Below are 22,552 nucleotides of genomic sequence, written 5' to 3' on the forward strand. Positions count from 1 at the left end.
CGTCTATTATTACGTTGTTTTTTTACAAAATATACAGGACTTTAAAACCAGGGATTCCACATCCATATATTACCTCATTAAACAGGATACGCCATTACATCAACACTATTTAACAAAAATACGCTTATACTGACATAATAAATAATATATTTACATTAATTAGATAAGTACTTTTGACCTAGTTTATATTACATTTATTTATCAAGGGAAACCTTTTTGTAACACAATTACTATTCCACCGAAACATTATTGTCATAAAGACCTGTTATTCTAAGTCTACGATTTAAAACAAAGGAGACTATTCATTTTGAAAAAAATACTACTTCCACTATTCACTGCTTTCTTTTTGGTATTTAGTTTTTCCGGAGTTTCATCGGCTGCTACTACTACATACAAAGTTAAAAGCGGCGACACACTATGGGGTATCGCCAATAAACATAATATAACAGTCAATCAACTCAAAAGTTGGAACAACCTGAAAAAAGATAACATCCATCCAAAACAAGTTTTAAAGGTCAAGAAAACATCGACCTCTTCTAAACCTAAAGCTAAAGCTAAAACAACATCATCATCCAAGAAATATAAAACGATCACGGTGAAGGCAACAGCTTACACAGCGAACTGTAAAGGCTGCAGCGGGATTACAGCATCTGGTCTTAACTTAAAGAAAAATCCTAACGTAAAAGCCATCTCGGTTGACCCTAAGGTCATTCCACTAGGAACAAAAGTTCATGTAGAAGGATACGGGGATGCCATTGCGGCAGATAAAGGCGGCGCAATCAAAGGGAATAAAATTGACGTCTTCTACTCTTCTCACTCAAAAGCTATCAATTGGGGCAGAAAAACCGTTAAAGTAAAAATCTATAAATAATGATAAGCACCAGCCTGAAACCTTTCAGGCTGGTCTTTTGTTTTTCCCATTCTTACAAACATCTAAACAACCAGTTGACCTTCAAACGGAAATATTTACTGAAATTTCAGTCAATGTTATGATTAGTACATCTTAATCAAAAGAGAGGTGTGCGCTTTGAATATTGTCATTATAGGGGCCGGGGCACTCGGGTCCTACTTTGGGGGCAGGTTGCAGCAGGCCGGGCAGGATGTTCAATACCTTGTCCGAAAAAACCGCGCCAAACAATTGAAGGAAAACGGGATCAGCATAACCAGCCCACATGGAAACTACCAATTCAAGGACCTTCATATCACAGAGAATGTAAGTGACATCGAAAAGGTCGACCTCGTGATTCTCGCCGTAAAAGGCCAGCATCTGCAAGGCACACTTACAGATTTAAAGGTCCTTGTTGAAAAAGGGGCAAAGGTCCTCCCGCTTTTGAATGGATTGGAGCATATATCCATTTTACAGGAAGCGCTTGGAGATGAAGCTGTCTTGGGAGGAAGTGCCTTCATCATCGCCACCCTTGATGAAAAAGGGCATGTCATTCATTCCAATGAAAATCACGATTTAATCTATGGCCCCCTTCACCCGTCACAAAAAAAGATTTGTGATGAATTCGAACAGGCGACGGAATCAGCTATCATGAAGGTTAGCAGAACGGAAAACATATTGATCAGGATGTGGATCAAATACATGTTCATCACCGCGTTCTCCGGTGTGACAACTGCCTCCAACCTCCCTATCGGCACGATACGGAGATTCCCGGAAACCAATGGATTGCTAGAAAAGGTCCTTGGTGAAATGAAGGAGCTTGCAAATGCTTATGATGTCGGGATCACTGCGGAGAATATTGCTCAAGCGTTGGAAAACATGTCAGTCTTACCTGATGAATCCACCTCTTCGATGCACCAGGACCGCCGGAAGGGCCTCACCCTCGAAGTTGAACATTTGCAGGGCGGTGCACTGCGCCTAGCCGACAAGGCCGGTTTGAAACTTCCTGTGATCGGAACTCTATACGCACTCATAAAACCATTTGAAAATTGATCTTTACCCAATACCGGTGCTCCACCGGTATTTTTTTTGCAGCTTATTAATCTATCTCTATATCCTAATGTCACTTTTAATTCCTCTTCTTCCCTTCAGTTATTAAAAATCCCCAAGACCAAAAAGAACAAAAAGAAAACAATATAACCAAAAGAATATTCTGATTCTTTCTTCTGTTACACTATTATCAAGTTAAGAAAGCGCTATCATATAACAAAGGAGAATGCCCCTTGAAAATATTAAAAAATTTAACAGTTCAGGTCATCATCGGTATCATTCTGGGTATAGCAGTCGGTTTCTTCTTCCCTGCTTTCGGTGAACAGCTGAAGATATTAGCAGATTTATTTATTAAAATGATTAAAATGGTCATTGCACCAATCATCTTCTTAACCGTCGTAATCGGAATTGGCGGTATGGGTGATATGAAAAAGGTTGGCCGCATCGGCGGTAAGGCCCTGCTTTATTTTGAAATCGTTACCACTTTCGCACTTGCCATCGGAATCATCGTGGTCAATCTGCTGGGACCCGGTAAAGGCTTTAACATCGATTCAGTCGAGGGCGGAGATGTATCACAATATACGACAGCCGCTTCCGAAACGGAACATGGCGCCGTTGCTTTCATTTCTAATATCATTCCTGATAATGCCGTTGCCGCACTGGCTGGCGGAGACTTACTCCCTATTCTATTCTTTGCCGTATTATTCGGATTATCGATGGCAGCAATGGGACCGAGAGTGCAGCCAGTCGTTTCTTTCTTTCAGCATATTGCCGACATTTTCTTCGGCATAGTAGGTATGATCATGAAAGTTTCTCCATTGGCCGCATTTGGAGCAATGGCTTATACAATCGGTAAGTTTGGCCTTGGTTCTTTATCCTCGTTAGGACAATTAATGGGCAGTGTTTATATCACAATGGCACTTTTCATCGTTCTTATCCTTGGCTCGATTGCAAAAATGTATGGCTTTAATATTTTCAAGTTCATTGCCTATATAAAAGAAGAGATCCTCTTAGTTTTAGGAACCTCTTCATCGGAATCCGCCCTGCCAAGCGTGATGAAAAAACTCGAAAAATACGGTTGCTCAAAATCGGTAGTCGGTTTGGTTGTCCCAACCGGTTATTCTTTCAACCTTGATGGCACTTCCATCTACTTATCCATGGCTGCGATTTTCATCGCCCAAGCCTATGGTGTCGATTTAAGCATCTGGCAGGAATTGACCCTTCTAGGAATCTTGATGTTAACATCCAAAGGTGCTGCCGGTGTAACGGGATCCGGTTTCATCACACTTGCTGCAACATTAGCTGCCTTCCCAATGATTCCAGTTGAAGGAATGGCATTACTGCTTGGAGTCGACCGCTTCATGTCAGAAGCACGCGCCATCACCAATCTAATCGGTAACAGTGTCGCTACGGTGGTCATTTCTAAATCAGAAGGTGAATTCAATCCAAACCAAGCCATCTCAGATGATATGAATGAAGTGGCTGTTTCATCGGAAAAATAATCGAACCTTGAATGAAGAGGTGTGCAGCTTGCACCTCTTTTTTTTGTGCATTCCTCCCTTTCTAGCAATGAAAAGCCATTTTTCTATAAATAGCCAATCAAATAAATTTCAGAATCACTGAAAAGTGTTTATACTTTTATGTAACAGGTAAAAGTATAAAGTTAGAATTTTAGTAGTTTGATGGATTTAACCAAATTAGGAGGTTTTATCATGAAGGATTACGGATTATTTATTAATGGTGAGTGGTCGGATTTTGGATTGGATAGAATTGAAGTGAGAAACCCGGCAACGGATGAAGTAGTTGCCACCGTTCCTAAAGGCGGTGCAACTGAAGCGGCGAAGGCTACAGATGCCGCATATGAAGCCTTTACGGGCTGGGCTTCACTCTCAGTCTACGAACGTGCTGAACTAATTTGGAAATGGCATCGATTGATTGATGATCATAAAGAAGAACTGGCAAAAATCATGACTGAAGAGCAAGGAAAGCCCCTTAAAGAAGCTCTTGGTGAAATGACATATGCCAATGGCTTTTTATCTTGGTTTGCCGAAGAAGGAAAAAGGGTGTACGGCGAAACGATTCCTGCTTCCGTGTCCAATAAGCGGCTTTTCGTGACTAAACAGCCTGTCGGAGTTGTAGCTGTCATTACGCCTTGGAACTTTCCTGCAGCCATGATTACAAGAAAAGTGGCACCAGCGCTTGCCGTCGGCTGCACAGTCGTCATTAAACCGGCAAACCTGACTCCCATAACAGCTTTAAAAATGGCTGAATTAGCCGAAGAAGCTGGCATTCCAAAAGGGGTCATCAACGTCGTGACAGGAAAATCCTCAGAAATCGGCGAAACTTGGCTTCAAGATACGAGGGTTCGTAAATTGACGTTTACCGGTTCTACAGAAGTCGGCAAAACCCTGATGAGGGGCTCCGCAGACACGGTAAAGAAAATCTCGCTAGAACTCGGAGGTCACGCACCAGCAATCGTTCTTGAGGATGCCGACCTTAATAAAGCGGTTGATGGCATCATCAGTTCAAAATTCCGTAACGCAGGACAAACATGCGTCTGTTCAAATCGCATTTATGTCCACGAAGCCATTCAAGAGGCCTTCATCGAAAAGCTCGTTGCCAAGGTCAAGGAACTAAAGGTAGGAAATGGACTGGAAGATGGCGTCGATATCGGTCCGCTTATCGATCAAAATGCAGTGGATAAGGTTCAAAAACAAATTGATGAAGCAATCAGCAGCGGCGCTAAGCTCGAAGCTGGCGGTAAATCAATAAGCGGCCTTTTTCTTGAACCGACCGTATTGTCCAACATTGATGACAGCATGCTCTGCATGAAGGAAGAAACATTTGGTCCACTAGCTCCCATTGCCTCCTTTAAGACTGATGAAGAGGCAATCAAGAGGGCAAATGACTCCATCTTCGGTTTGGCAGCTTACGTCTTCACTGAAAACATCACAAAGGGCATCAAATTCACCGAGGCACTTGAATTCGGTATTGTCGGCTTGAACGATGGACTTCCTTCCGTTCCGCAAGCCCCATTCGGCGGGTTCAAGCAAAGCGGACTCGGCCGTGAAGGCGGACACCAGGGCATCGAAGAATTCCTGGAAGTAAAATATATTTCCTTAGGTTTGTGACACTAAGAAAACGGGCCCGACTCAATTGAGTCGGGCCCGTTTTTTCATTCCAATATATCTTCTTCAAGCTTTTCCTCTTTTCGGATCCTGATGAATTTAACGATATTCAATACTATCGTTTTAACAACCGAGTAGGTCGGAACGGCCAAAATCATGCCGATGATACCGGCAAGGTTTCCGGCGACAAGCAATAGGATGATGATGGTAAGCGGATGTGTGTTCAATTTCTTCCCGATGACTAACGGTGAAATGAAATTACCATCCAATTGCTGAATGACCGTTACAACCAGAATGACCAATAATGCCTCTGTCGGTGAATGGATCAATGCCACAATGACAGCGGGAGCGGCTCCGATAAACGGTCCTACATATGGAATGATATTGGTTACAGCACCAATCAGCGCGAATAAGAACGCGTAAGGCAAACCAATGATCAAATACCCGATGAACGTTCCGATCCCGACAAACATGCAAACAAGAATCTGCCCTTGTATGTATGTAGTAAGCGTCCCGCCAGTTTCCTGAAGTACAGTTAAAGCTGGTTTTCTATAGCGAAGCGGTACGAATTTCATAATGGCGGCCGGAAGCTTATCCCCATCCTTCAACATATAAAACAGGATGAAAGGAACCGTTACGACCACTAAAGTAATATTCGTCACCACGCTGAAAACGGAAGTTAAACTGTTCGTTATATTACTAGGTAAGTTGGTCAAATATTTTTGCAGCGAATCCCCTACTTCTTGCAGAGGTACATAATCTTGTTCCACCGTCCATAAAAACCATTTTGAATCCGCAGAATCTTCAATGAACTTCCTTGTTTGATTGAAATAATCCGGAAGGTTATTGATTAAGTCCGTAACCTGTTTGGAAAGTGACGGGCCAACCAGACCGACCAGTAAACTAATCAACCCTAGGAAAAATACGTAAAGCAATAAAATCGCCAATCCCCTTGGCACTCTTCTTTTAACGAGGAAATCAACAGTGGGATTGAACAGGAAGTAGAGAAAACCCGAAATCAAGATTGGAAAGAACAATGTAGATGTAAAAATGACTATTGGTTCAAAAAGAAAAGAAATCTTTGTACCAACATAAAAAAGTAAAGACAATAGTAATAACTCTAACGTCCAAAAATGCAGTTTTTGCTTGAACAAATTATCTCCTCCACTATAAGCAATTCTATATAACTCCTTATTTCTAAGGAAACAACATCATGAATGTGAAAAACTCTATGTATGATAATCTTTCATTGTTAGCAGTTTACCATATTTCTATAACTTGAATGAATAATTATATACAAAAATAAAAGAAAAAAGCCTAAAGATACAGTTCCCTATCCATTTGATGGTTAAGCATCATTTTACACTTTAAATCTGTTATTTGTCGCAGGAAAATGAATCAATAGGAAACACCATACAAATTACATAGGAGAAATAATCTATTTACCTTTCAATATTCCATTGATGTGACGAAAGATTCATTGGTTTTCACCTATACCGGACACGGACCCAAATAAAAAACCCCGCTGTATTGGCGGGGTTTTGAGTCTTATTTTTGATCTTGAAGAACCGCTTCAAGCATCGTACCGTTTTTAGCTAGGTTCGTATGCCATGAAAATGCTTTTTCAAGTATGTGCGGAGTTTGATGCCCGCCCGTTTGCGCTACTGCTTCAGTGAAGTATGCACGAAGCTGCGGACGGTAGTCAGGATGAGCACAGTTTTCTATGATTAACTCTACGCGCTCTTTTGGTGCCAAGCCACGTAAATCAGCGATCCCTTGCTCTGTCACTAATACATCAACATCATGTTCAGTATGATCCACATGAGAAACGAAAGGAACGATACTGGAAATTTTGCCGCCTTTTGCATATGATTTCGTTACGAAAATGCCTAGGCGTGAATTACGGGCAAAATCTCCTGATCCGCCAATTCCATTCATCATTCTTGTCCCAGAAACATGTGTCGAGTTTACGTTACCATAGATATCACACTCTAAGGCTGTATTGATTGAAATCAAGCCCAAACGACGGATGATCTCAGGATGGTTAGATATTTCTTGTGGACGAAGAACTAGTTTATCACGGTATTTTTCAAGCTCACCGTAAACTTGTTTCCCTTTTTCTTCAGCTAATGTAATCGAACACCCTGAAGCGAATTTAACCTTTCCAGCATCGATCAGATCAAATACCGCATCTTGCAGCACTTCCGAATAAACTTCCAAGTCTTTGAATTCAGAATCAAGGAAGCCAGCGAATACTGCATTTGCCACTGAACCTACACCCGACTGAAGCGGAGCAAGGCTTTCAGTTAAACGGCCAGCCTTGATTTCTCCACGAAGAAAGTTAATGAGGTGGTTGGCGATTGTTGCAGTTTCTTCATCCGGCGGCACGATTGTGGAAGGTGCATCAAGATCTGTAGAAACGACGATTCCCATTACTTTTTCAGGATCGACCGCAATGCCGATCGATCCAAGGCGATCACTTGCTTTAGTCATAGGAATCGGTTCGCGTTCCCCTTGTTTAGCCGGTGTATATATATCATGCATCCCTTCCAATCCTTCTGGATGGGACACGTTCAATTCAATGATAACATGTTTAGCTTCTTGAACGAATATGGCTGAGTTGCCTACAGAAGTTGTCGGGATGATCAATCCATCTTCCGTAATCGCCAATGCTTCGATGATTGCAAAATCAATTGGTCCGACAATGCCTTGACGAACTTGTTCAGCTGTATGAGACAAATGCTGATCCACATAAGTTACTTCATCAGCATTGATTTTATTGCGAATGCCTTTATCCGCTTGGAACGGCAAACGTTTATTTATGATACCTGCTTCCGCCATATGTTGGTCGACTTCCGGTCCTAATGAGGCACCAGTATAAACGTCAACTTTGAATTTTTCAGTTTTAGCTCTTTCAACTAGAGCCATCGGAATAACTTTAGCATCACCAGCACGGGTAAATCCACTCATACCGAGTTTCATCCCATTTTTAATCCATGAAGCTGCTTCTTCCGCTGTAACTACTTTCCCCTTAAATTGTTCGTTGCGAATTTTTTTGAAAACGCTTTCGTTCATACAAAAGACCCCCATTTTTCGCTTTTCTTACACTTAATTTTACCAATCCTGTGTAATCGTCACATTCATTTTCGAATGAAAAGCCTTAAATTGGGCATAAACCAGCATTTCTTTCACACAAAGGAGAATCACTAAAACCCCAAAGCCCTCCTGAATTGACTTGCATATGTTTGACTGACCTGGATTTTGGAGTTGTCTTTCATTATCAATAAAAATGTAGAATGGAAATCAGGGAGGATCTCTTGTATATAGTTGATATTGACGATGTACGAACGGTGCACACGAATGAATGAATCACTAGGTAAAATGAATTCCAATTCACTTAAATTCATTTTATGAAATCCACTCACACGTTCGGACTGAATTTTAGTTTTCCTATTTTGAGCTTCCAAATACATAATTTCATCATATGGAAGCGGTATCCAGCGATCATCTGTTTTAATGGTCAGGAATGATGTCGGTAAAATTAATGGCTTTGACGGCAAGATGGCCGTTACCGCCCCTAAAGGGTTGCCCTCGTCCATGATAGGAACACTCAGCCCATAGTAAGGTACGCCAAATACATTACTTTCAACTTGCACCCCTATTTTTTTACGGACGCTCAGCGCTTTATATGTCGCCGTATTTTCACTGATTAAATCACCTGGTTTTATTCTTAAGTCCACTTGTTTGCTCGGTTGATAATAAATGTATTTTTCGGAATCAGCCACAGAAATTGAAGCATCCTTCGGAACAAACTCCCTGATGATATTTAAAACGGATTCGACCGTAAATTGATCCATTTCCTTTCACCTCTTAAAAGAACATATTAATAATTCCCCTATTATTAAACAGGGCATTCATGAAGTAATTCATAGTTTATTGGTAAACTTACATTTTTTTGAATTCACTTTTCGGAAAATTAAAGAAAAATTGAAGTAACTAAGCGAAAAGTGTCGAAAAAAGCAAAAAAATCGTATTTAAATTTATATCCTTATTCATTATAGTTGGAATGCTCCGCGATTTCCATGGGGGATTCAAGAAAAAAGTTTCCTTATTATACAAACATTTTAATATCACAATCCAGCTGGACATTAAACAAAAAAGCCGCTCTCCCCTAGGATAACGGCTGAAAGGTCATTTTTTTAAAGGGGGATTTTGAAACGGGGATTTTAATCGGAGTGAAAACATCTCTTCTAAATTTTTCAGTGGCAATTCCAATAAAAAGGGTCGGTCATCAGGTTGATATACATCCTCTGAAATGAGCGTATTAACGATCTTCTGTTTTTTTGCATTAACAATTCGGACCAGTCTCCCCATTTTCAGCTCCCTTTCTTTAATCTTCTGTATCCGGCGGAATTGATCACAGCATCAGATGTCATTCTTTAACGCATCATGACCTTCTTTACCGGTACGGATATTCACAACATTCGCCAATTCATATATGAAGATTTTACCGTCTCCCGGTTTACCGGTACTCAAGAATTTCCTTGCTACATCCACAACATCCTGAACTGGCACTTCACACACGACGATTTCGATTTTCATTCGATCATGCAATGACATTTCACGATTTCTGCCTCTATATGTTTCCACATAACTTTTCTGAAGACCCGTTCCTTTTACTTCCGATACTGTCATTCCGCTTACCCCTATTTTCGCAAGTTCCGCTTTGAATTGTTCAAATTGGATAGGACGTGTAATGATTTCTATTTTCGTTAAAATCTCGGACATATGGGCACCCCCTTTTAGATTGATTCGTGATAAGCTTTTTCTCCATGAAGTGTAAGATCAAGCCCCATTGACTCATCTTCTTCACTGACACGCAACGGTATGAAAAGGTTAATGACTTTAGCAACGATATAAGTGACCACGGCAACGAAGATATAGGTCGCAATGATCGCTACAAGCTGCTTCCACAACAAGTTGAAGTCTCCATAGAATAAACCATTTGCACCGCTTTCGTTTACGGAAGTTGTCGCGAACAAACCTGTAGCGATGCCACCCCAAGTCCCGCCGATACCATGTAATCCGAAAGCATCAAGCGCATCGTCGTAACCCAGTTTATTCTTCAGGAAGAATACGCCCCAGAAACAAACGGCACCGCCGATGACACCGATGATGATTGATGAAGCGGGCGTTACGAATCCGCAAGCGGGTGTAATGGCCACCAAGCCAGAAATGGCTCCGGATACTGCACCCAGCAATGTTGCCTTTTTATTAGCCATATACTCGACGATCAGCCATCCAATGATACCAGCAGCTGCTGCAACAGCTGTATTAACGAATACATTCATCGCCACTTCATTGATTGTCAGTGCACTTCCGACGTTGAAGCCATACCAACCGAACCAAATTAATGAACCTCCAAGAAATGTTAAAGGAAGATTATGCGGCGCACTGTCCCCCGACTCTTTCCTTTTACCTAACATGATTGCCAATACCAAACCTGCAACCCCTGAAGAAATATGAACAACGTTGCCACCTGCAAAGTCAAGTGTACCCAGTTCCGCTAACCAGCCTCCACCCCATAACCAGTGTGCAACGGGAGCATATACGAATAAAGACCATAGGATCGTAAAAATCAGGAATGCTGAAAACTTCATCCGTTCGGCAATGCCACCCGCAATGATCGAGACCGTTAAAACGGCAAAAGTCATTTGGAATAACATGAACAAACTATGGGGAATTGTTTCGCTGTAAGGTCCAGTTGCAAAACCCACATCCTTTAAACCAACCCAGTCCAGACCGCCCAGAAGTGAATTACCAGGTGAAAATGATAATGAATACCCAATCAGCACCCAAAGAATAGAAATGACAGCCAGAGGCATATAACTATGCATTGCCGTATTCAGGACATTTTTACTTTTTACCATCCCTCCATAAAATAGGGCAATCCCTGGTGTCATTAGCCAAACCATCATCGTCGCCAAAAACATGAATACCGAATCTGCCATTTGCATACTGTTTTTTCCCCCTTTTTATATATGTTATGTTTATTAACACTATTATGTTATATTTTTTATCATATACTTAATTTTCTAATAATTCAACTTATTTTTTGTATTTTCCAGAAAAAATGTTAGATTATATAACATCAATAAGAATAAAGGACCAGCAAATGTGATTTTTTTGGTTTAATAGTTACTTTTCCACATCTTCACGACTCCATGGATGTTACATTTCACCCTCCACTTATTCCCCCTCGAAAAAACCATTAAAAAAAGGGCCCTCCTATTGAGGACCCTTCAATAAATATTCATTAACAGCAACGAGACACTTTACCACCCTTTGCGTTATACCGTTCATCTTGGGCTTCGCAGAAAAATTCTTTCCTGGTTTTCACGGGATCTTCAGGATGATGCTTTCTCATATGTGCCACATACGTATCATAACTTGGCACGCCGACGAGCAAACTGACGAATTGCTTTCTGTAGCTAAGAATTGTAATTATTCTTTTCAACATCGCTTTCCCTCCCTTATGACGACCTTGATACATAAGGCGTTTCATGTAAATCTATTTTCTGGTTCTTCAAGACTTTTATCCATAACCTAATGGCAGATATCAGGACCGTGATCACCACGATCATGAAGATGGCACATAGGGCAGCATCCACATAATCATTGACGATAACCCGCTTCATCTCGGCCAGATTGGCTGCCGGAGCAAGAACTTCCCCACTATCATAAGCCGCTTTAAATTTATCCTTATGCGCTAAAAAGCCAATTGCCGGGTTTTCGTGGAACAGCTTTTGCCACCCTGCCGTCATGGTCACTATCAACAAGAATGTAGTGGGTACAAGAGTGACCCATGTGTACGCTTTTTTGCCCATTTTGAAAAGGACCGTCGTCCCAAGCAGCAACGCAATGGCAGAAAGCATCTGATTCGCGATTCCAAACAATGGCCAAAGGGTATTGATTCCGCCAAGAGGATCAATGACCCCTTGATAAAGGAAGTAGCCCCAACCGATTACACAAATGGCAGTCGCAATTATATTGGGCAGCCATCTATTCGTTTCGGCAAATGGTTTGTAAAAGGTGCCGATGATATCCTGTATCATAAAACGTCCCACCCTGGTTCCTGCATCAATGGTGGTCAATATGAACAATGCCTCGAACAGTATCGCGAAATGATACCAGAACGCCATCAGTGACGCCCCCCCAATCACTTGCGAGAAGATATGGGCCATGCCGATTGCAAAGGTTGGAGCTCCTCCAGTACGGGATATAATGGTCTCTTCCCCAACATCTTCTGCAAGGCCGGTAATCATCTCAGGTGTCACAAGGAAACCCCAATCTGATATCGTAGCAGCCACTTGCGCTGGTTCCGTTCCCACAACGGCCCCCGGGCTGTTAATGGCAAAATAGATGCCTGGCGTCAATACACAGGCGGCAATCATCGCCATGATCGCTACAAAGGATTCAGTCAACATCGCCCCGTATCCGATTGGACGTGCATGCGATTCACGTTCAATCATTTTAGGAGTTGTACCTGAGGAAACGAGTGCATGGAATCCCGATACCGCTCCACAAGCGATCGTAATGAATAGGAACGGGAATAAATTTCCGGAAAACACAGGTCCCGTTCCATCGATAAATTGAGTGACCGCAGGCATTTCAAGGCTCGGCATGACAATAAAGATACCTAGTGCAAGTCCGATGATCGTACCGATTTTCAAGAATGTGCTTAAATAATCACGCGGTGCCAATAACATCCATACTGGCAAAACGGAAGCAACGAAACCATAGACAATCAACATGATGGCAATCGTTTCCCCGTCGAAAGTGAACATTGGGGCCAATGTTGCACTCTCGGCTACAAAGCGTCCGAAATATAATGCGAGCATCAAAAGTATGATTCCGATAATCGACCCTTCACCAACCCGTCCCGGCCTTATATAACGCATGTAAATGCCCATCAGGACTGCAATCGGTATGGTCGAGGCAATCGTGAACATTCCCCAAGGACTGCCCACCAGCGCTTTTACGACAACCAGGGCAAGTACCGCCAGTAAAATGATCATGATACCGAGGATACCGACCATCGCTATCAAGCCTGTAATCGGTCCAATCTCCTCTTTGATCATTTCTCCCAAAGATTTGCCGTTACGGCGCAGCGAACCGAAAAGAATGATGAAATCCTGTACGGCACCAGCCAAAACAACCCCGACTACAAGCCATAGCGTCCCTGGCAAATATCCCATCTGAGCTGCAAGGATGGGACCTACGAGAGGTCCAGCTCCGGCAATTGCTGCAAAGTGGTGGCCAAACAACACCCATTTGTTTGTAGGTACATAATCTTTCCCATCATTATTCGCTTCCGATGGAGTCTGGCGATTGTCATCTAGCTCAAACACTTTCCGTGCAATGAATTTACTATAAAAGCGGTATGCAATTGAATAAACACAGAGTGCCGCAGTAACAATCCACATGGCATTGATGCTTTCCCCCCGGTTTAGCGCGACGAAACCAAAACTCACCGCACCCAATGCAGATATGATCCCCCAAAGAATAACAGACTTAAGCGCTTTCAATTTTTTCCATCTCCTCTCTATCGATCTAGTGTACAACTATAAAAAACCTTCATTTATAAGGGGCCAGGGCTGTATTTCTTCCCGTGCCCATTAAATTTAAAGAATTTTATATATATTCTGAATTATATGTTACCGTAAGGTTTTTTAGCAATAGCAATTTAGTCAATTTGTAAAGTATTTTCCATTATTTTGTCGATAATTCCCTCTTTTCCCACTTTGGTGGAATCGATGATTTTCATGCTTTATAAAAAATCGTATTGTGTGAACGCATTTTTAGAAGGTTCATCATTAAATGAACGGGATGCGATCCCCAAGTTTATGATGCTCATTATGGGACCAACACAAAAAATGTGCGCCGGATGGCACACATTTTTTCTTTTATCCTATCTGATTTTCCCTTAATGAGCTGCGGTTTAGATCGTAATAAAAACCCCTCTGCCGCAACAATTCATCATGGGATCCTTTTTCAATGATCTTTCCTTCATCAAGTACGAGGATTTGATCACTTTGCTGAATTGTATTCAATCTGTGGGCAATGACAAAACTTGTCCTTCCCTCCATCAAGCGGTGTAATGCTTCCTGAATTTTAAGCTCGGTTATCGTATCTATGCTACTTGTCGCTTCATCCAAAATCAATAATACAGGATCCGCTAAAATAGCCCTGGCAATCGATAATAGCTGGCGCTGCCCCTGACTTATTCCACTACCATCTTGATTCAAGATGGTATCGTATCGATCTGGCAGTTTCATGATAAAGGAATGGGCATTGGCAAGCTTGGCTGCATTCACCACTTCTTCATCTTCCGCCTCCAGCCGGCCGTAGCGGATATTTTCACGAATCGTACCTTGAAACAAGAAGGAATCCTGTAAAACGAAGCCCATATGCTTACGGAGACTGGACCTCGTCACCTGTTGGATATCCTGGCCGTCAATCAATATCCGGCCGTTGTTCGGCTCGTAAAAACGGGCAAGAAGATTAATGATCGTGGTCTTACCTGCCCCCGTGGGACCTACAAGCGCGACGGTCTCCCCTTTTTTTGCATGGAAACTAACATCATATATCGTTTGCTCTTCATCATTATACGAAAAGGAAACACCCTCAAAGTCCACCTCACCGCGGACTTCACGAAGTTCAAAAGCCTGTTTCTCATCCACTTCTTCTTCTTTTTCATCAAGTATGGCGAAAACCCGTTCAGCACCGGCAACAGCTGAGAGGAGTGTATTGAATTGGTTAGCCAGGTCATTGAGCGGACGGGTGAATTGCCTTGAGTACTCGGTGAAAATGACAATGACCCCGATGGAAACCGTACCTATGCCATTCAGCGCCAAAAACCCTCCGACAGCGGCTATTACCGTGAAACTTAAGTTGTTCAGTAAATTCATCAGTTTTGGAATCAGCCCTGAGTATGATTGTGATAGGAATCCGGCTTTCTTTAAATTTTCACTCCGGATGATAAAATCACGGATCACTTTATCTTCCTGTGAAAAAGCCTTTACGATCCGTTGGCCGGAAATCGTTTCTTCTATAAACCCATTCAGTTCTCCAAGGTTCTTCTGCTGTGCTTTAAACAGCTTTCCCGTCCTGTTCGTTATCCACCTCAGACCGAAGAACATGAGAGGAACGATGAATAAGGTTAGAATAGTTAATAAAGGGCTCAAATACAGCATGACTCCGATCGTCCCGACAAGTGTCAGCACACTTGAAAAGATCTGGATGACGGAACTATTCAAAGTGGAACTGACATTTTCAATATCATTCGTGACCCTACTCATCAACTCCCCATGCTGACGCCGATCAAAAAAGGGAATGGACAACTGGTGAAGCTTTTTGAATAGTTGATTGCGCATCGCATAAACCGTATCCTGTGCAATTCCGATCATCCAATAATTCTGAAGCCACATGGATAGGGAATAAAATATGTAGACTCCGAGAAGCCCTAAAAGAAGGCTGATCAGCCCCCCGCTATCACTTGTGACAATATAATCATCAATGGCCATCCCAACAAGAAAGGGGCCAAGCAACCCCAAAACCGAGCTTATCAGTACCATGAAAAGGACACAAAATAGCAGGCTTTTATTCGTTGCCAAGTAGGGAATGATCCTCTTTATCGTATTCCAGGAGTTGACCGGTTTAGACTTTGCCTTATCGGGAGATATTTTTCGACTCAAGCGAAATCCCCTCCTCCCCAAACTGTGAGCGAACGATTTTTCGATAAAGATCGCTTGTTTGCATCAAATCCTGATGTTTCCCCAACGCAAGGACTTGACCGCTTTCCAGCAACAAGATTTTGTCAGCCTCCATGGCTGTACTGATTTTTTGTGTAATGATGAGCGTTGTGTATGTATAGTCCTTTAAAGCGGCAAGCAATTTACTTTCCGTCTTCAAATCCAGCGCACTTGTACTATCATCCAGAAGGAGAATCTTCGGTTTGCGCACCAATGCTCTTGCAATCGATAAGCGCTGTTTTTGCCCTCCAGACAGGTTCACTCCTTTTTGCCCTAACTGGGTTTCATATTGCTTCGGAAGTTTCATTACGGTCTCATGGACCTGAGCATGCATGGCCGCAGCCATGATTTCCTCCATCGAGGCACCCTCTTTTCCCCAAGCGACATTATTTTTTATGGTCCCCGAAAAAAGCAGGGCCTCTTGCGGTACATAGCCGATCCTGTTCCGCAGCGAATTCAAGGGAATATCTTTCAGATCTTGGCCATCAATTTGAATGGAGCCGCTTTCAACTTCATATAATCTCGGAATCAGCTGAAACAGTGATGTCTTCCCTGATCCTGTCGCTCCTATGATGGCAAGCGATTCTCCCGGATCGATGGAGAAGGTCAGGTTTTTCAATATCGGGGTTTCGGTTCCAGGATAGCGGAAAGATACATCCAGAAACTTAATGCCTCCCCCATTGACCGCCCCATTCTTGCTTTCCGCTTTACCTTCATCAATATCTATCGGGGTTTCAAATATTTCCGTCACACGTTCCGCTGAAGCCTTTGCACGGGAAATGACCATGATCAGCCATGAAAAAACGGAAAGAGATGCCGCTATCCTCGTGGCATAGTTGACAATCGCCACAACTTCCCCTACCTGTATATCTCCCGTTGTTATAAATTCACTTCCAAGCCAGAGAATGATCATAATCGCCATATTCATGACAAGCATCAGCACAGGCATCGTTGTTTCAATTAAACGAAGGGAAGACACAGTCTTTCTTTTCAACTCTTCATTCGCATCGTCAAATCGGCCGATTTCATGCTCCTTACGAAGAAAAGCTTTGATCAAGCGCATGCCTATCAGGTTTTCCCTCATGACTCCATTGACATTATCGAGTTTTTTCTGGACGAGCTTAAACAGCTTAGCCGCCCGTTTCATAATCCATCCCAATAAGAAAACAAGAACCGGAATTGAAATGACCAATACAAGGGATAATTTCAAATCGACCGCAATAGCCATGATCGCTCCGCCGATTACGATCAACGGCGCCCTTGCCATGATACGCAATCCCATAAAAACCGTATTTTGAAGTTGGGTCACATCATTCGTCATCCTTGTGATCAACGAGGAAGTCGGGATATTATTCAAGTTCGCAAAAGAAAACGCCTGTATTTTACCAAAAAGGCTTGTCCTGACATCATGTCCAAAGCTTTGACTTACATGTGATGCCGTAAATGAATTAACGATCCCGCCAAGAAATGAAAAAACGGAAAGTCCAACCATGACACTTCCCCATTTAATCACCACCGATAAATCTTTCTGCAAAATGCCATCATCAATGATTTTTGCTATAAATAGAGGTTGTAATAGCTCTACCCCGAGCTCGACAATCATTAAGGATAAAGCAAGAATGATCAAAAGCCAGTATGGCTTAAGAAATGAGGACAATTTTTTCATCTATGACACCTTCGATTCTCCGTATGTAAATAGCATCTTTTCATCCTCTCATTATACATTTTTATACAGATTTTTTAAAAGATTTTAACTGTTTTAAGGCATTGGTAAATATCTTAATTTTTTTTGTAAATACCCTTGACAAATAGCAGGAAATAAGCGAAAATTCTAATTGATAATGATTTTCAATTTCATTATCGATCTCTGAAATTTGATAAGCAATTACGATATTCTCTTATCGTACCCTTTTGATATTGTACATAGATACAATGTCGCCCCGGCTTCTCTGTGCCTAGTAAAATTATATGCTCATTAGCGAATGCAAGTCACTAGAATATTGCCCCCTCTTTATTCAAGTAATTTATTCACATTGGAAGCATATTAGGCAGCCGGGGACTATTTTTTTCAACTATTAAACTTACATATATGATTAAAGGAGCAGGATGATCATGAAACTAGAAGATATCATTAAAGAACGGCGCAGCATCAAACGATTTAAGGACATTCCTGTTCCTATTGATACCATCCAATCATTATTGGAAACTTCGACATGGGCACCGAACCATAAAATGACCCAGCCATGGCGCTTCGTCGTGGTGCATGGTGATAGCCGTTTAAAACTCGCAGAAGCAACACGTGCATTCATGGAAGGCAAAGAGAAGGACCCTGAAAAGAAAAAAGCAGCCGGACAGCGAGGATATAATAAACTCATAGGTGTACCGATGTTTGTCGCAGTGATCATGGAAGAGAATCCAAATCCCATGACACGTGAAGAAGATTATGCGGCTACAAGTGCCTTGATCCAGAATTTCAGCCTGCTTGCCTGGGAACAGGGAATCGGGATGATATGGGAAACATACGGCATGATACACAGTATGGAGTTTCGTGAAGCTTTGGGCGTGAAACCAGGCGAGAAGGTCGTCGGCAGCCTTCACGTTGGCTATCCCGATATGATTCCTGCCCCTCGTCCAAGGAACGCGATCGATCAACTCCTGACCGTCATGGACTAACATAAAAGGAAGGCCTCCAATCTTCCAGTTGGAGGCTCAGACTGTAGACGAACTCGATGAAAACCGGGTTTTCTACAGTTTTTTTATTGCTTTTTTGAACGTCGATTTCCGCTCCAGGCACTCGCTTTTCCCGCAGGAGTCTCGTGCCTTACACTCCAATCACATATAGATAGAACTTATTCCTACATTCTTTTTTTGTTTTATATAGAAGTATTTAACTAGGTAAGGATGCTTTTTAAACATGATTCCATTCAGCAAGATCAACTCGAAGTAATTACTTAAATCAATTGGTGCCAGTAAATCATTTAGCTCGTAAACTTGATGTGCCATTGACATCTATTTCTTTTATAATTTGGTGTAAGATATGTATGAGGTTGGACGTCCCTTTATATCCGTTTCAAGAGCGTCAACTCCGTTCTCCTCCAATTGCTTTAGCCACCTGAAAACAGACGCCCTAAACCCTACAGCGCGTCTGTTAGCTTGGAATGATTATCCCCACGGTCATTGCCACTACCATAAAGAACCAGATAAAAAAAATCCAGCGTATGTATAGTGATTAAAAGATCAATCAAAAAAAACCTCCTTCTAAAAGGAGGTCCCTAAACGCTCATACTCAAAAGAACTCGTGATATAATGCCTGAATTGCCGTCTCTTCGTTGTGCCCTTTCACACCGAACATCATGCTTACCTCCGAAGAGCCTTGATTGATCATCTCAATATTCACCTTTGCTTCGGCCAAGGCTTTTGACGCTCTTGCCGTTGTACCGACATTATGGCGCATTCCTTCCCCTACAACCATGATCAAGGCAAGATCATGTTCCACATTCACTTCATCGGCATGAAGCTCTTTCTTGATTCGGGAAATGATTTTCTTTTCGGCATCCCCTTTCATCTGGTCCTGCCTTAGAATAAGCGTCACATCATCGATGCCTGATGGAATATGCTCATATGAAACTCCATAATCCTCGAGGATGTGCAGCAGTTTCCGGCCAAAACCAACTTCCCGGTTCATCAAATATTTGCTAATGTAAATACTGCAAAATCCTTTATCACTTGCAATCCCAATAACAGGCCCGTTCGTATTATCCCGTGTATTCACAATGCGGGTCCCCTGCGCCGCCGGATTGTTCGTATTCTGGATATGGACAGGTATTCCCGCCCGGAATGCAGGAATCAGCGCCTCATCATGAAATACCGAGAAACCTGCATAAGAAAGCTCACGCATCTCACGATAGGTTAGTTCCCGGATTCCCTTAGGATTGGAAACCACATTTGGATTCACCGCATAAACGGCATCCACGTCCGTAAAGTTCTCATACAAATCAGCTTTGACCCCATTAGCAAGAATCGAACCCGTAATATCGGAACCGCTTCTTGAGAAGGTTAACACATCACCATCTAACGTATATCCGAAGAATCCTGGGAATACAACGATTCCCGGCTCATCACGCAGAGCATATAACCGATCATAAGACTCTGGCAGCACCCTGGTAAATCCACCTTCATCCGCTACGATCAAGCCTGCCTTCTTCGGATTGATATACTGTGCCTCCACTCCAAGGCTTTGGAAATAACCTGCGACCAGCTTCGCATTATTATCCTCGCCACCTGCCTTCAAGGCATCCAGATAGCGCTTTGGGTTAGTTTGATCTGCATGCAGCAGCGCCATTAAATTTTCATGAATCCCTGTGATGACACTCTCGGATATATCCAATTCTTCAGCAATGCTCGCATAGCGGGATACAACATCTTCTATCAAATGCTCTCCGTTATCCCCGCGCAGCTGCTGTTCCGCAGCTTCAATCAATAAATCCGTCACCTTTATGTCATCGGAATTGCGTTTTCCTGGAGCGGAAACGACCACAATCTTCCTCTCTGGATCAGAAACAACAATTTCGAATACCTTCCTCAACTGATCACCTGAAGCAAGTGAACTTCCACCAAACTTTGCAACTTTCATCTCGACATCCCCTATTTTCGTAAATATTCTGTCAAAATTAACTCTCCCTATTATTACGCTTTTTCCAGAAACAATCAAGTGAAAATTCCATTATAGGAGGACATTTGTACTTTTAAAAAGGACAAATGACAGAATCACTGATCGAAATTAGCTATAAACTAAAAAAAGACAACGGGCATATGCCCATTGTCCCTTCTATTCTTTAGCGATTATCCACGGTTTCCGGGTATAAGTCATGATTCATCAAGCGGTAATTCGCCATTTCCTCATACTTCGTACCTGGTTTCCCATAATTCGTGTAAGGGTCGATGGAAATTCCGCCCCTAGGTGTAAACTTGCCCCAGACTTCAATATATTTAGGGTCCATCAATTCGATTAAATCATTCATGATGATGTTCATGCAGTCTTCATGGAAATCACCATGATTGCGGAAGCTGAATAAGTAGAGTTTCAAAGACTTACTTTCCACCATTTTCACACTGGGAATATAGCTGATGTAAATGGTAGCAAAGTCCGGCTGGCCCGTGATTGGACATAAACTAGTGAATTCCGGGCAATTGAATTTGACGAAATAGTCCCGGTTCGGATGCTTGTTATCGAATGACTCAAGGATTTCAGGAGCATAGTCGAATGTATATTTTGTTCCTTGATTCCCAAGCAGTGTGATATCTTTTTTTAATTCTTCTTCTTTTCTTCCAGACATGAAAAGTCCTCCTAATCCCACATTTCAGGGAGATTCATAAAATGGGCCTCTATATAACAAAAACCATATCTCCTCAAAGATATGGTTGATTCGCAAAAAATATCAAAGCCATAGTTTTTTTAAGAGGGTGATGCTATGAACCTCTCCCGTTTATCGGGAAATATTTTAAAATTGTCATAGTAAATATAGAAAAAAATATCTAATCTGTCAATCATACATTTTAAATTTGTTTTGATTCCTAAGGGCATTCAGCTTAAAATGTAGAAGAAGTTTATCCTACATGAAGGAAGAGATTAAGTCAATGTGGATTTTTGCAGCACTCATCACGAGTTTATGTTTCGGAATCAATAACAGCATTTTTAAATGGAGCAGCGGAAAAGGGTATTCCAAGATACATATCCAATTTTTCTTTTATTTTTCAGCTTTTATTTTGTCCATTGTTTATGGAGTATTAATGGATGGTTTGCAGCTGAACTGGCTGTCCATCATGCTTGGTGCAGCAATCGGTGTACTGAACGCCAATGGTAACATCCAGATGGCAAGCGCCTTTGAAAAAGGTCCGGCAAGCTTGACATCTCCATTAATCGCAGCGAATGCCATATTCCCCATTCTCTGTGCAGCTTTAATTTTTCACGAACATATTTCTTCCTTGCAGTGGAGTGGAATCGCCTGCATGTTTATCGCTACATTAGTCATCCAATATACACCTAATGCAAAAGGTAATCATCAATATGTCCCATGGATGATGCACACATTACTCTCCATCTTATCCTTTGGTGTGCTCGGCATTCTTATGACGACATCAACACGTCTTCAATTAAACTCCCTTGATATCCTTGTATCAATGTATGGAGGCGGAATGCTTTATCTTCTTTCGGCTCTAGCCTTTAAAAAAGAAAAAATCAAGCTAAAGGAAGTCAAAATCGGTTCCTTAGTAGGCTTTTTAAGCATGATAGGCTATGGATGTTATTTCTTTGCGTTGAACACTGGCATCGCAAGCATCATTTTCCCTGTCGTCAGCCTGAACTGTTTGGTTGTCGTATTCGCTGGATGTTATATATTCAAGGAAAAACTAAAAAACTATCAAATTGCTGGTGTCCTCGCAGCATTAATCGGTATTATTTTAACTAAAATATGAATATAGTTCGTTTTAAAAACAACCTGGCTGTCATGTATACAAGCCAGGTCGTTTTTTAAAAAACCTGAAAATGGGGCATGTCAAAAAAAAGTGTTGACACTTCACTTAAAATATCAGATAATTTTGAATATTAATTCTCACGATTTTAGCTTTTGAAATGTTTGATTATCCTTCTGCCACGGGTATAAAAGAAATAGGTA

Annotated in this window: 17 protein-coding genes and 1 riboswitch; of the genes, 6 read left to right on the forward strand and 11 right to left on the reverse strand. The window is 41.9% G+C overall.

Annotated elements, in window-relative coordinates; genetic code table 11:
- Positions 1-307 precede the first annotated feature (307 nt).
- From A6755_RS24190 to A6755_RS24205, 4 genes are all read left to right on the forward strand, one after another.
- A complete protein-coding gene (locus A6755_RS24190) occupies positions 308-871 on the forward strand; it encodes a 3D domain-containing protein (RefSeq protein WP_063592225.1) in 564 nt (187 codons plus the stop codon).
- Between the two features lie 156 nt (positions 872-1,027).
- Positions 1,028-1,939, forward strand: coding sequence for a ketopantoate reductase family protein (locus A6755_RS24195; protein ID WP_063592226.1), 912 nt, complete (start codon positions 1,028-1,030; stop codon positions 1,937-1,939).
- 230 nt (positions 1,940-2,169) lie between these two features.
- Positions 2,170-3,438 (forward strand): dicarboxylate/amino acid:cation symporter, encoded by a 1,269-nt coding sequence (locus tag A6755_RS24200; protein ID WP_063592227.1) that lies wholly within the window; start codon positions 2,170-2,172, stop codon positions 3,436-3,438.
- 210 nt (positions 3,439-3,648) lie between these two features.
- Positions 3,649-5,067 carry an NAD-dependent succinate-semialdehyde dehydrogenase gene (locus A6755_RS24205; RefSeq protein WP_063592228.1) on the forward strand — a complete coding sequence of 473 codons (1,419 nt, stop codon included), beginning with the start codon at positions 3,649-3,651 and terminating at the stop codon, positions 5,065-5,067.
- Positions 5,068-5,111: 44 nt separating this feature from the next.
- Here A6755_RS24205 and A6755_RS24210 read toward each other — a convergent pair whose 3' ends face one another.
- From A6755_RS24210 to A6755_RS24255, 9 genes are all read right to left on the reverse strand, one after another.
- Positions 5,112-6,218 carry an AI-2E family transporter gene (locus A6755_RS24210; RefSeq protein WP_063592229.1) on the reverse strand — a complete coding sequence of 369 codons (1,107 nt, stop codon included), beginning with the start codon at positions 6,216-6,218 and terminating at the stop codon, positions 5,112-5,114.
- A gap of 394 nt (positions 6,219-6,612) precedes the next feature.
- Complete coding sequence (scpC, locus tag A6755_RS24215; RefSeq protein WP_034305854.1) at positions 6,613-8,139, reverse strand: succinyl-CoA:acetate CoA-transferase ScpC; 1,527 nt, start codon at positions 8,137-8,139, stop codon at positions 6,613-6,615.
- A gap of 131 nt (positions 8,140-8,270) precedes the next feature.
- Positions 8,271-8,921 (reverse strand): LytTR family DNA-binding domain-containing protein, encoded by a 651-nt coding sequence (locus tag A6755_RS24220; RefSeq protein ID WP_063592230.1) that lies wholly within the window; start codon positions 8,919-8,921, stop codon positions 8,271-8,273.
- 568 nt (positions 8,922-9,489) lie between these two features.
- Complete coding sequence (locus A6755_RS24230) at positions 9,490-9,852, reverse strand: P-II family nitrogen regulator (RefSeq protein WP_048685015.1); 363 nt, start codon at positions 9,850-9,852, stop codon at positions 9,490-9,492.
- Between the two features lie 14 nt (positions 9,853-9,866).
- Positions 9,867-11,081, reverse strand: coding sequence for an ammonium transporter (locus A6755_RS24235; RefSeq protein ID WP_063592232.1), 1,215 nt, complete (start codon positions 11,079-11,081; stop codon positions 9,867-9,869).
- A gap of 299 nt (positions 11,082-11,380) precedes the next feature.
- Positions 11,381-11,584: a YbdD/YjiX family protein gene (locus A6755_RS24240; protein WP_057278587.1), complete on the reverse strand. Its 204-nt coding sequence runs from the start codon at positions 11,582-11,584 to the stop codon at positions 11,381-11,383.
- 13 nt (positions 11,585-11,597) lie between these two features.
- Positions 11,598-13,652: a carbon starvation CstA family protein gene (locus A6755_RS24245; protein ID WP_063592233.1), complete on the reverse strand. Its 2,055-nt coding sequence runs from the start codon at positions 13,650-13,652 to the stop codon at positions 11,598-11,600.
- Positions 13,653-14,030: 378 nt separating this feature from the next.
- Entirely contained in the window at positions 14,031-15,821 is a 1,791-nt protein-coding gene (locus A6755_RS24250) for an ABC transporter ATP-binding protein (RefSeq protein WP_084738106.1), read from the reverse strand.
- Positions 15,796-17,544 (reverse strand): ABC transporter ATP-binding protein, encoded by a 1,749-nt coding sequence (locus A6755_RS24255; RefSeq protein WP_063592235.1) that lies wholly within the window; start codon positions 17,542-17,544, stop codon positions 15,796-15,798. Before A6755_RS24255 ends, A6755_RS24250 begins: the two co-directional genes overlap by 26 nt.
- A gap of 446 nt (positions 17,545-17,990) precedes the next feature.
- On the opposite strand from A6755_RS24255, the gene A6755_RS24260 reads away from it, so the two are divergent.
- Positions 17,991-18,551 carry a nitroreductase family protein gene (locus tag A6755_RS24260; protein ID WP_063592236.1) on the forward strand — a complete coding sequence of 187 codons (561 nt, stop codon included), beginning with the start codon at positions 17,991-17,993 and terminating at the stop codon, positions 18,549-18,551.
- 613 nt (positions 18,552-19,164) lie between these two features.
- Here A6755_RS24260 and A6755_RS24265 read toward each other — a convergent pair.
- A complete protein-coding gene (locus A6755_RS24265; RefSeq protein WP_034305877.1) occupies positions 19,165-20,511 on the reverse strand; it encodes an aspartate kinase in 1,347 nt (448 codons plus the stop codon).
- 202 nt (positions 20,512-20,713) lie between these two features.
- Positions 20,714-21,214, reverse strand: coding sequence for a preQ(1) synthase (queF, locus tag A6755_RS24270; protein ID WP_034305880.1), 501 nt, complete (start codon positions 21,212-21,214; stop codon positions 20,714-20,716).
- A gap of 104 nt (positions 21,215-21,318) precedes the next feature.
- Positions 21,319-21,364: riboswitch (PreQ1 riboswitch) on the reverse strand.
- A gap of 130 nt (positions 21,365-21,494) precedes the next feature.
- Here queF and A6755_RS24275 point away from each other — a divergent pair.
- Positions 21,495-22,352 carry an EamA family transporter gene (locus tag A6755_RS24275; protein WP_230134444.1) on the forward strand — a complete coding sequence of 286 codons (858 nt, stop codon included), beginning with the start codon at positions 21,495-21,497 and terminating at the stop codon, positions 22,350-22,352.
- Positions 22,353-22,552 lie beyond the last annotated feature (200 nt).

Origin of the sequence: Peribacillus frigoritolerans, assembly GCF_001636405.1 — a bacterium.
GTDB classification, from domain to species: Bacteria; Bacillota; Bacilli; order Bacillales; family DSM-1321; genus Peribacillus; species Peribacillus frigoritolerans.

Coding starts and splice junctions, on each gene's coding strand:
- A6755_RS24205 (WP_063592228.1), top strand. CDS start 3,649: ATGAAGGATTACGGATTATTTATTAATGGTGAGTGGTCGGATTTTGGA.
- scpC (WP_034305854.1), bottom strand. CDS start 8,139: ATGAACGAAAGCGTTTTCAAAAAAATTCGCAACGAACAATTTAAGGGG.
- A6755_RS24220 (WP_063592230.1), bottom strand. CDS start 8,921: ATGGATCAATTTACGGTCGAATCCGTTTTAAATATCATCAGGGAGTTT.
- A6755_RS24230 (WP_048685015.1), bottom strand. CDS start 9,852: ATGTCCGAGATTTTAACGAAAATAGAAATCATTACACGTCCTATCCAA.
- A6755_RS24235 (WP_063592232.1), bottom strand. CDS start 11,081: ATGCAAATGGCAGATTCGGTATTCATGTTTTTGGCGACGATGATGGTT.
- A6755_RS24240 (WP_057278587.1), bottom strand. CDS start 11,584: ATGTTGAAAAGAATAATTACAATTCTTAGCTACAGAAAGCAATTCGTC.
- A6755_RS24255 (WP_063592235.1), bottom strand. CDS start 17,544: ATGAAAAAATTGTCCTCATTTCTTAAGCCATACTGGCTTTTGATCATT.
- A6755_RS24260 (WP_063592236.1), top strand. CDS start 17,991: ATGAAACTAGAAGATATCATTAAAGAACGGCGCAGCATCAAACGATTT.
- A6755_RS24265 (WP_034305877.1), bottom strand. CDS start 20,511: ATGAAAGTTGCAAAGTTTGGTGGAAGTTCACTTGCTTCAGGTGATCAG.
- queF (WP_034305880.1), bottom strand. CDS start 21,214: ATGTCTGGAAGAAAAGAAGAAGAATTAAAAAAAGATATCACACTGCTT.
- A6755_RS24275 (WP_230134444.1), top strand. CDS start 21,495: ATGAAGGAAGAGATTAAGTCAATGTGGATTTTTGCAGCACTCATCACG.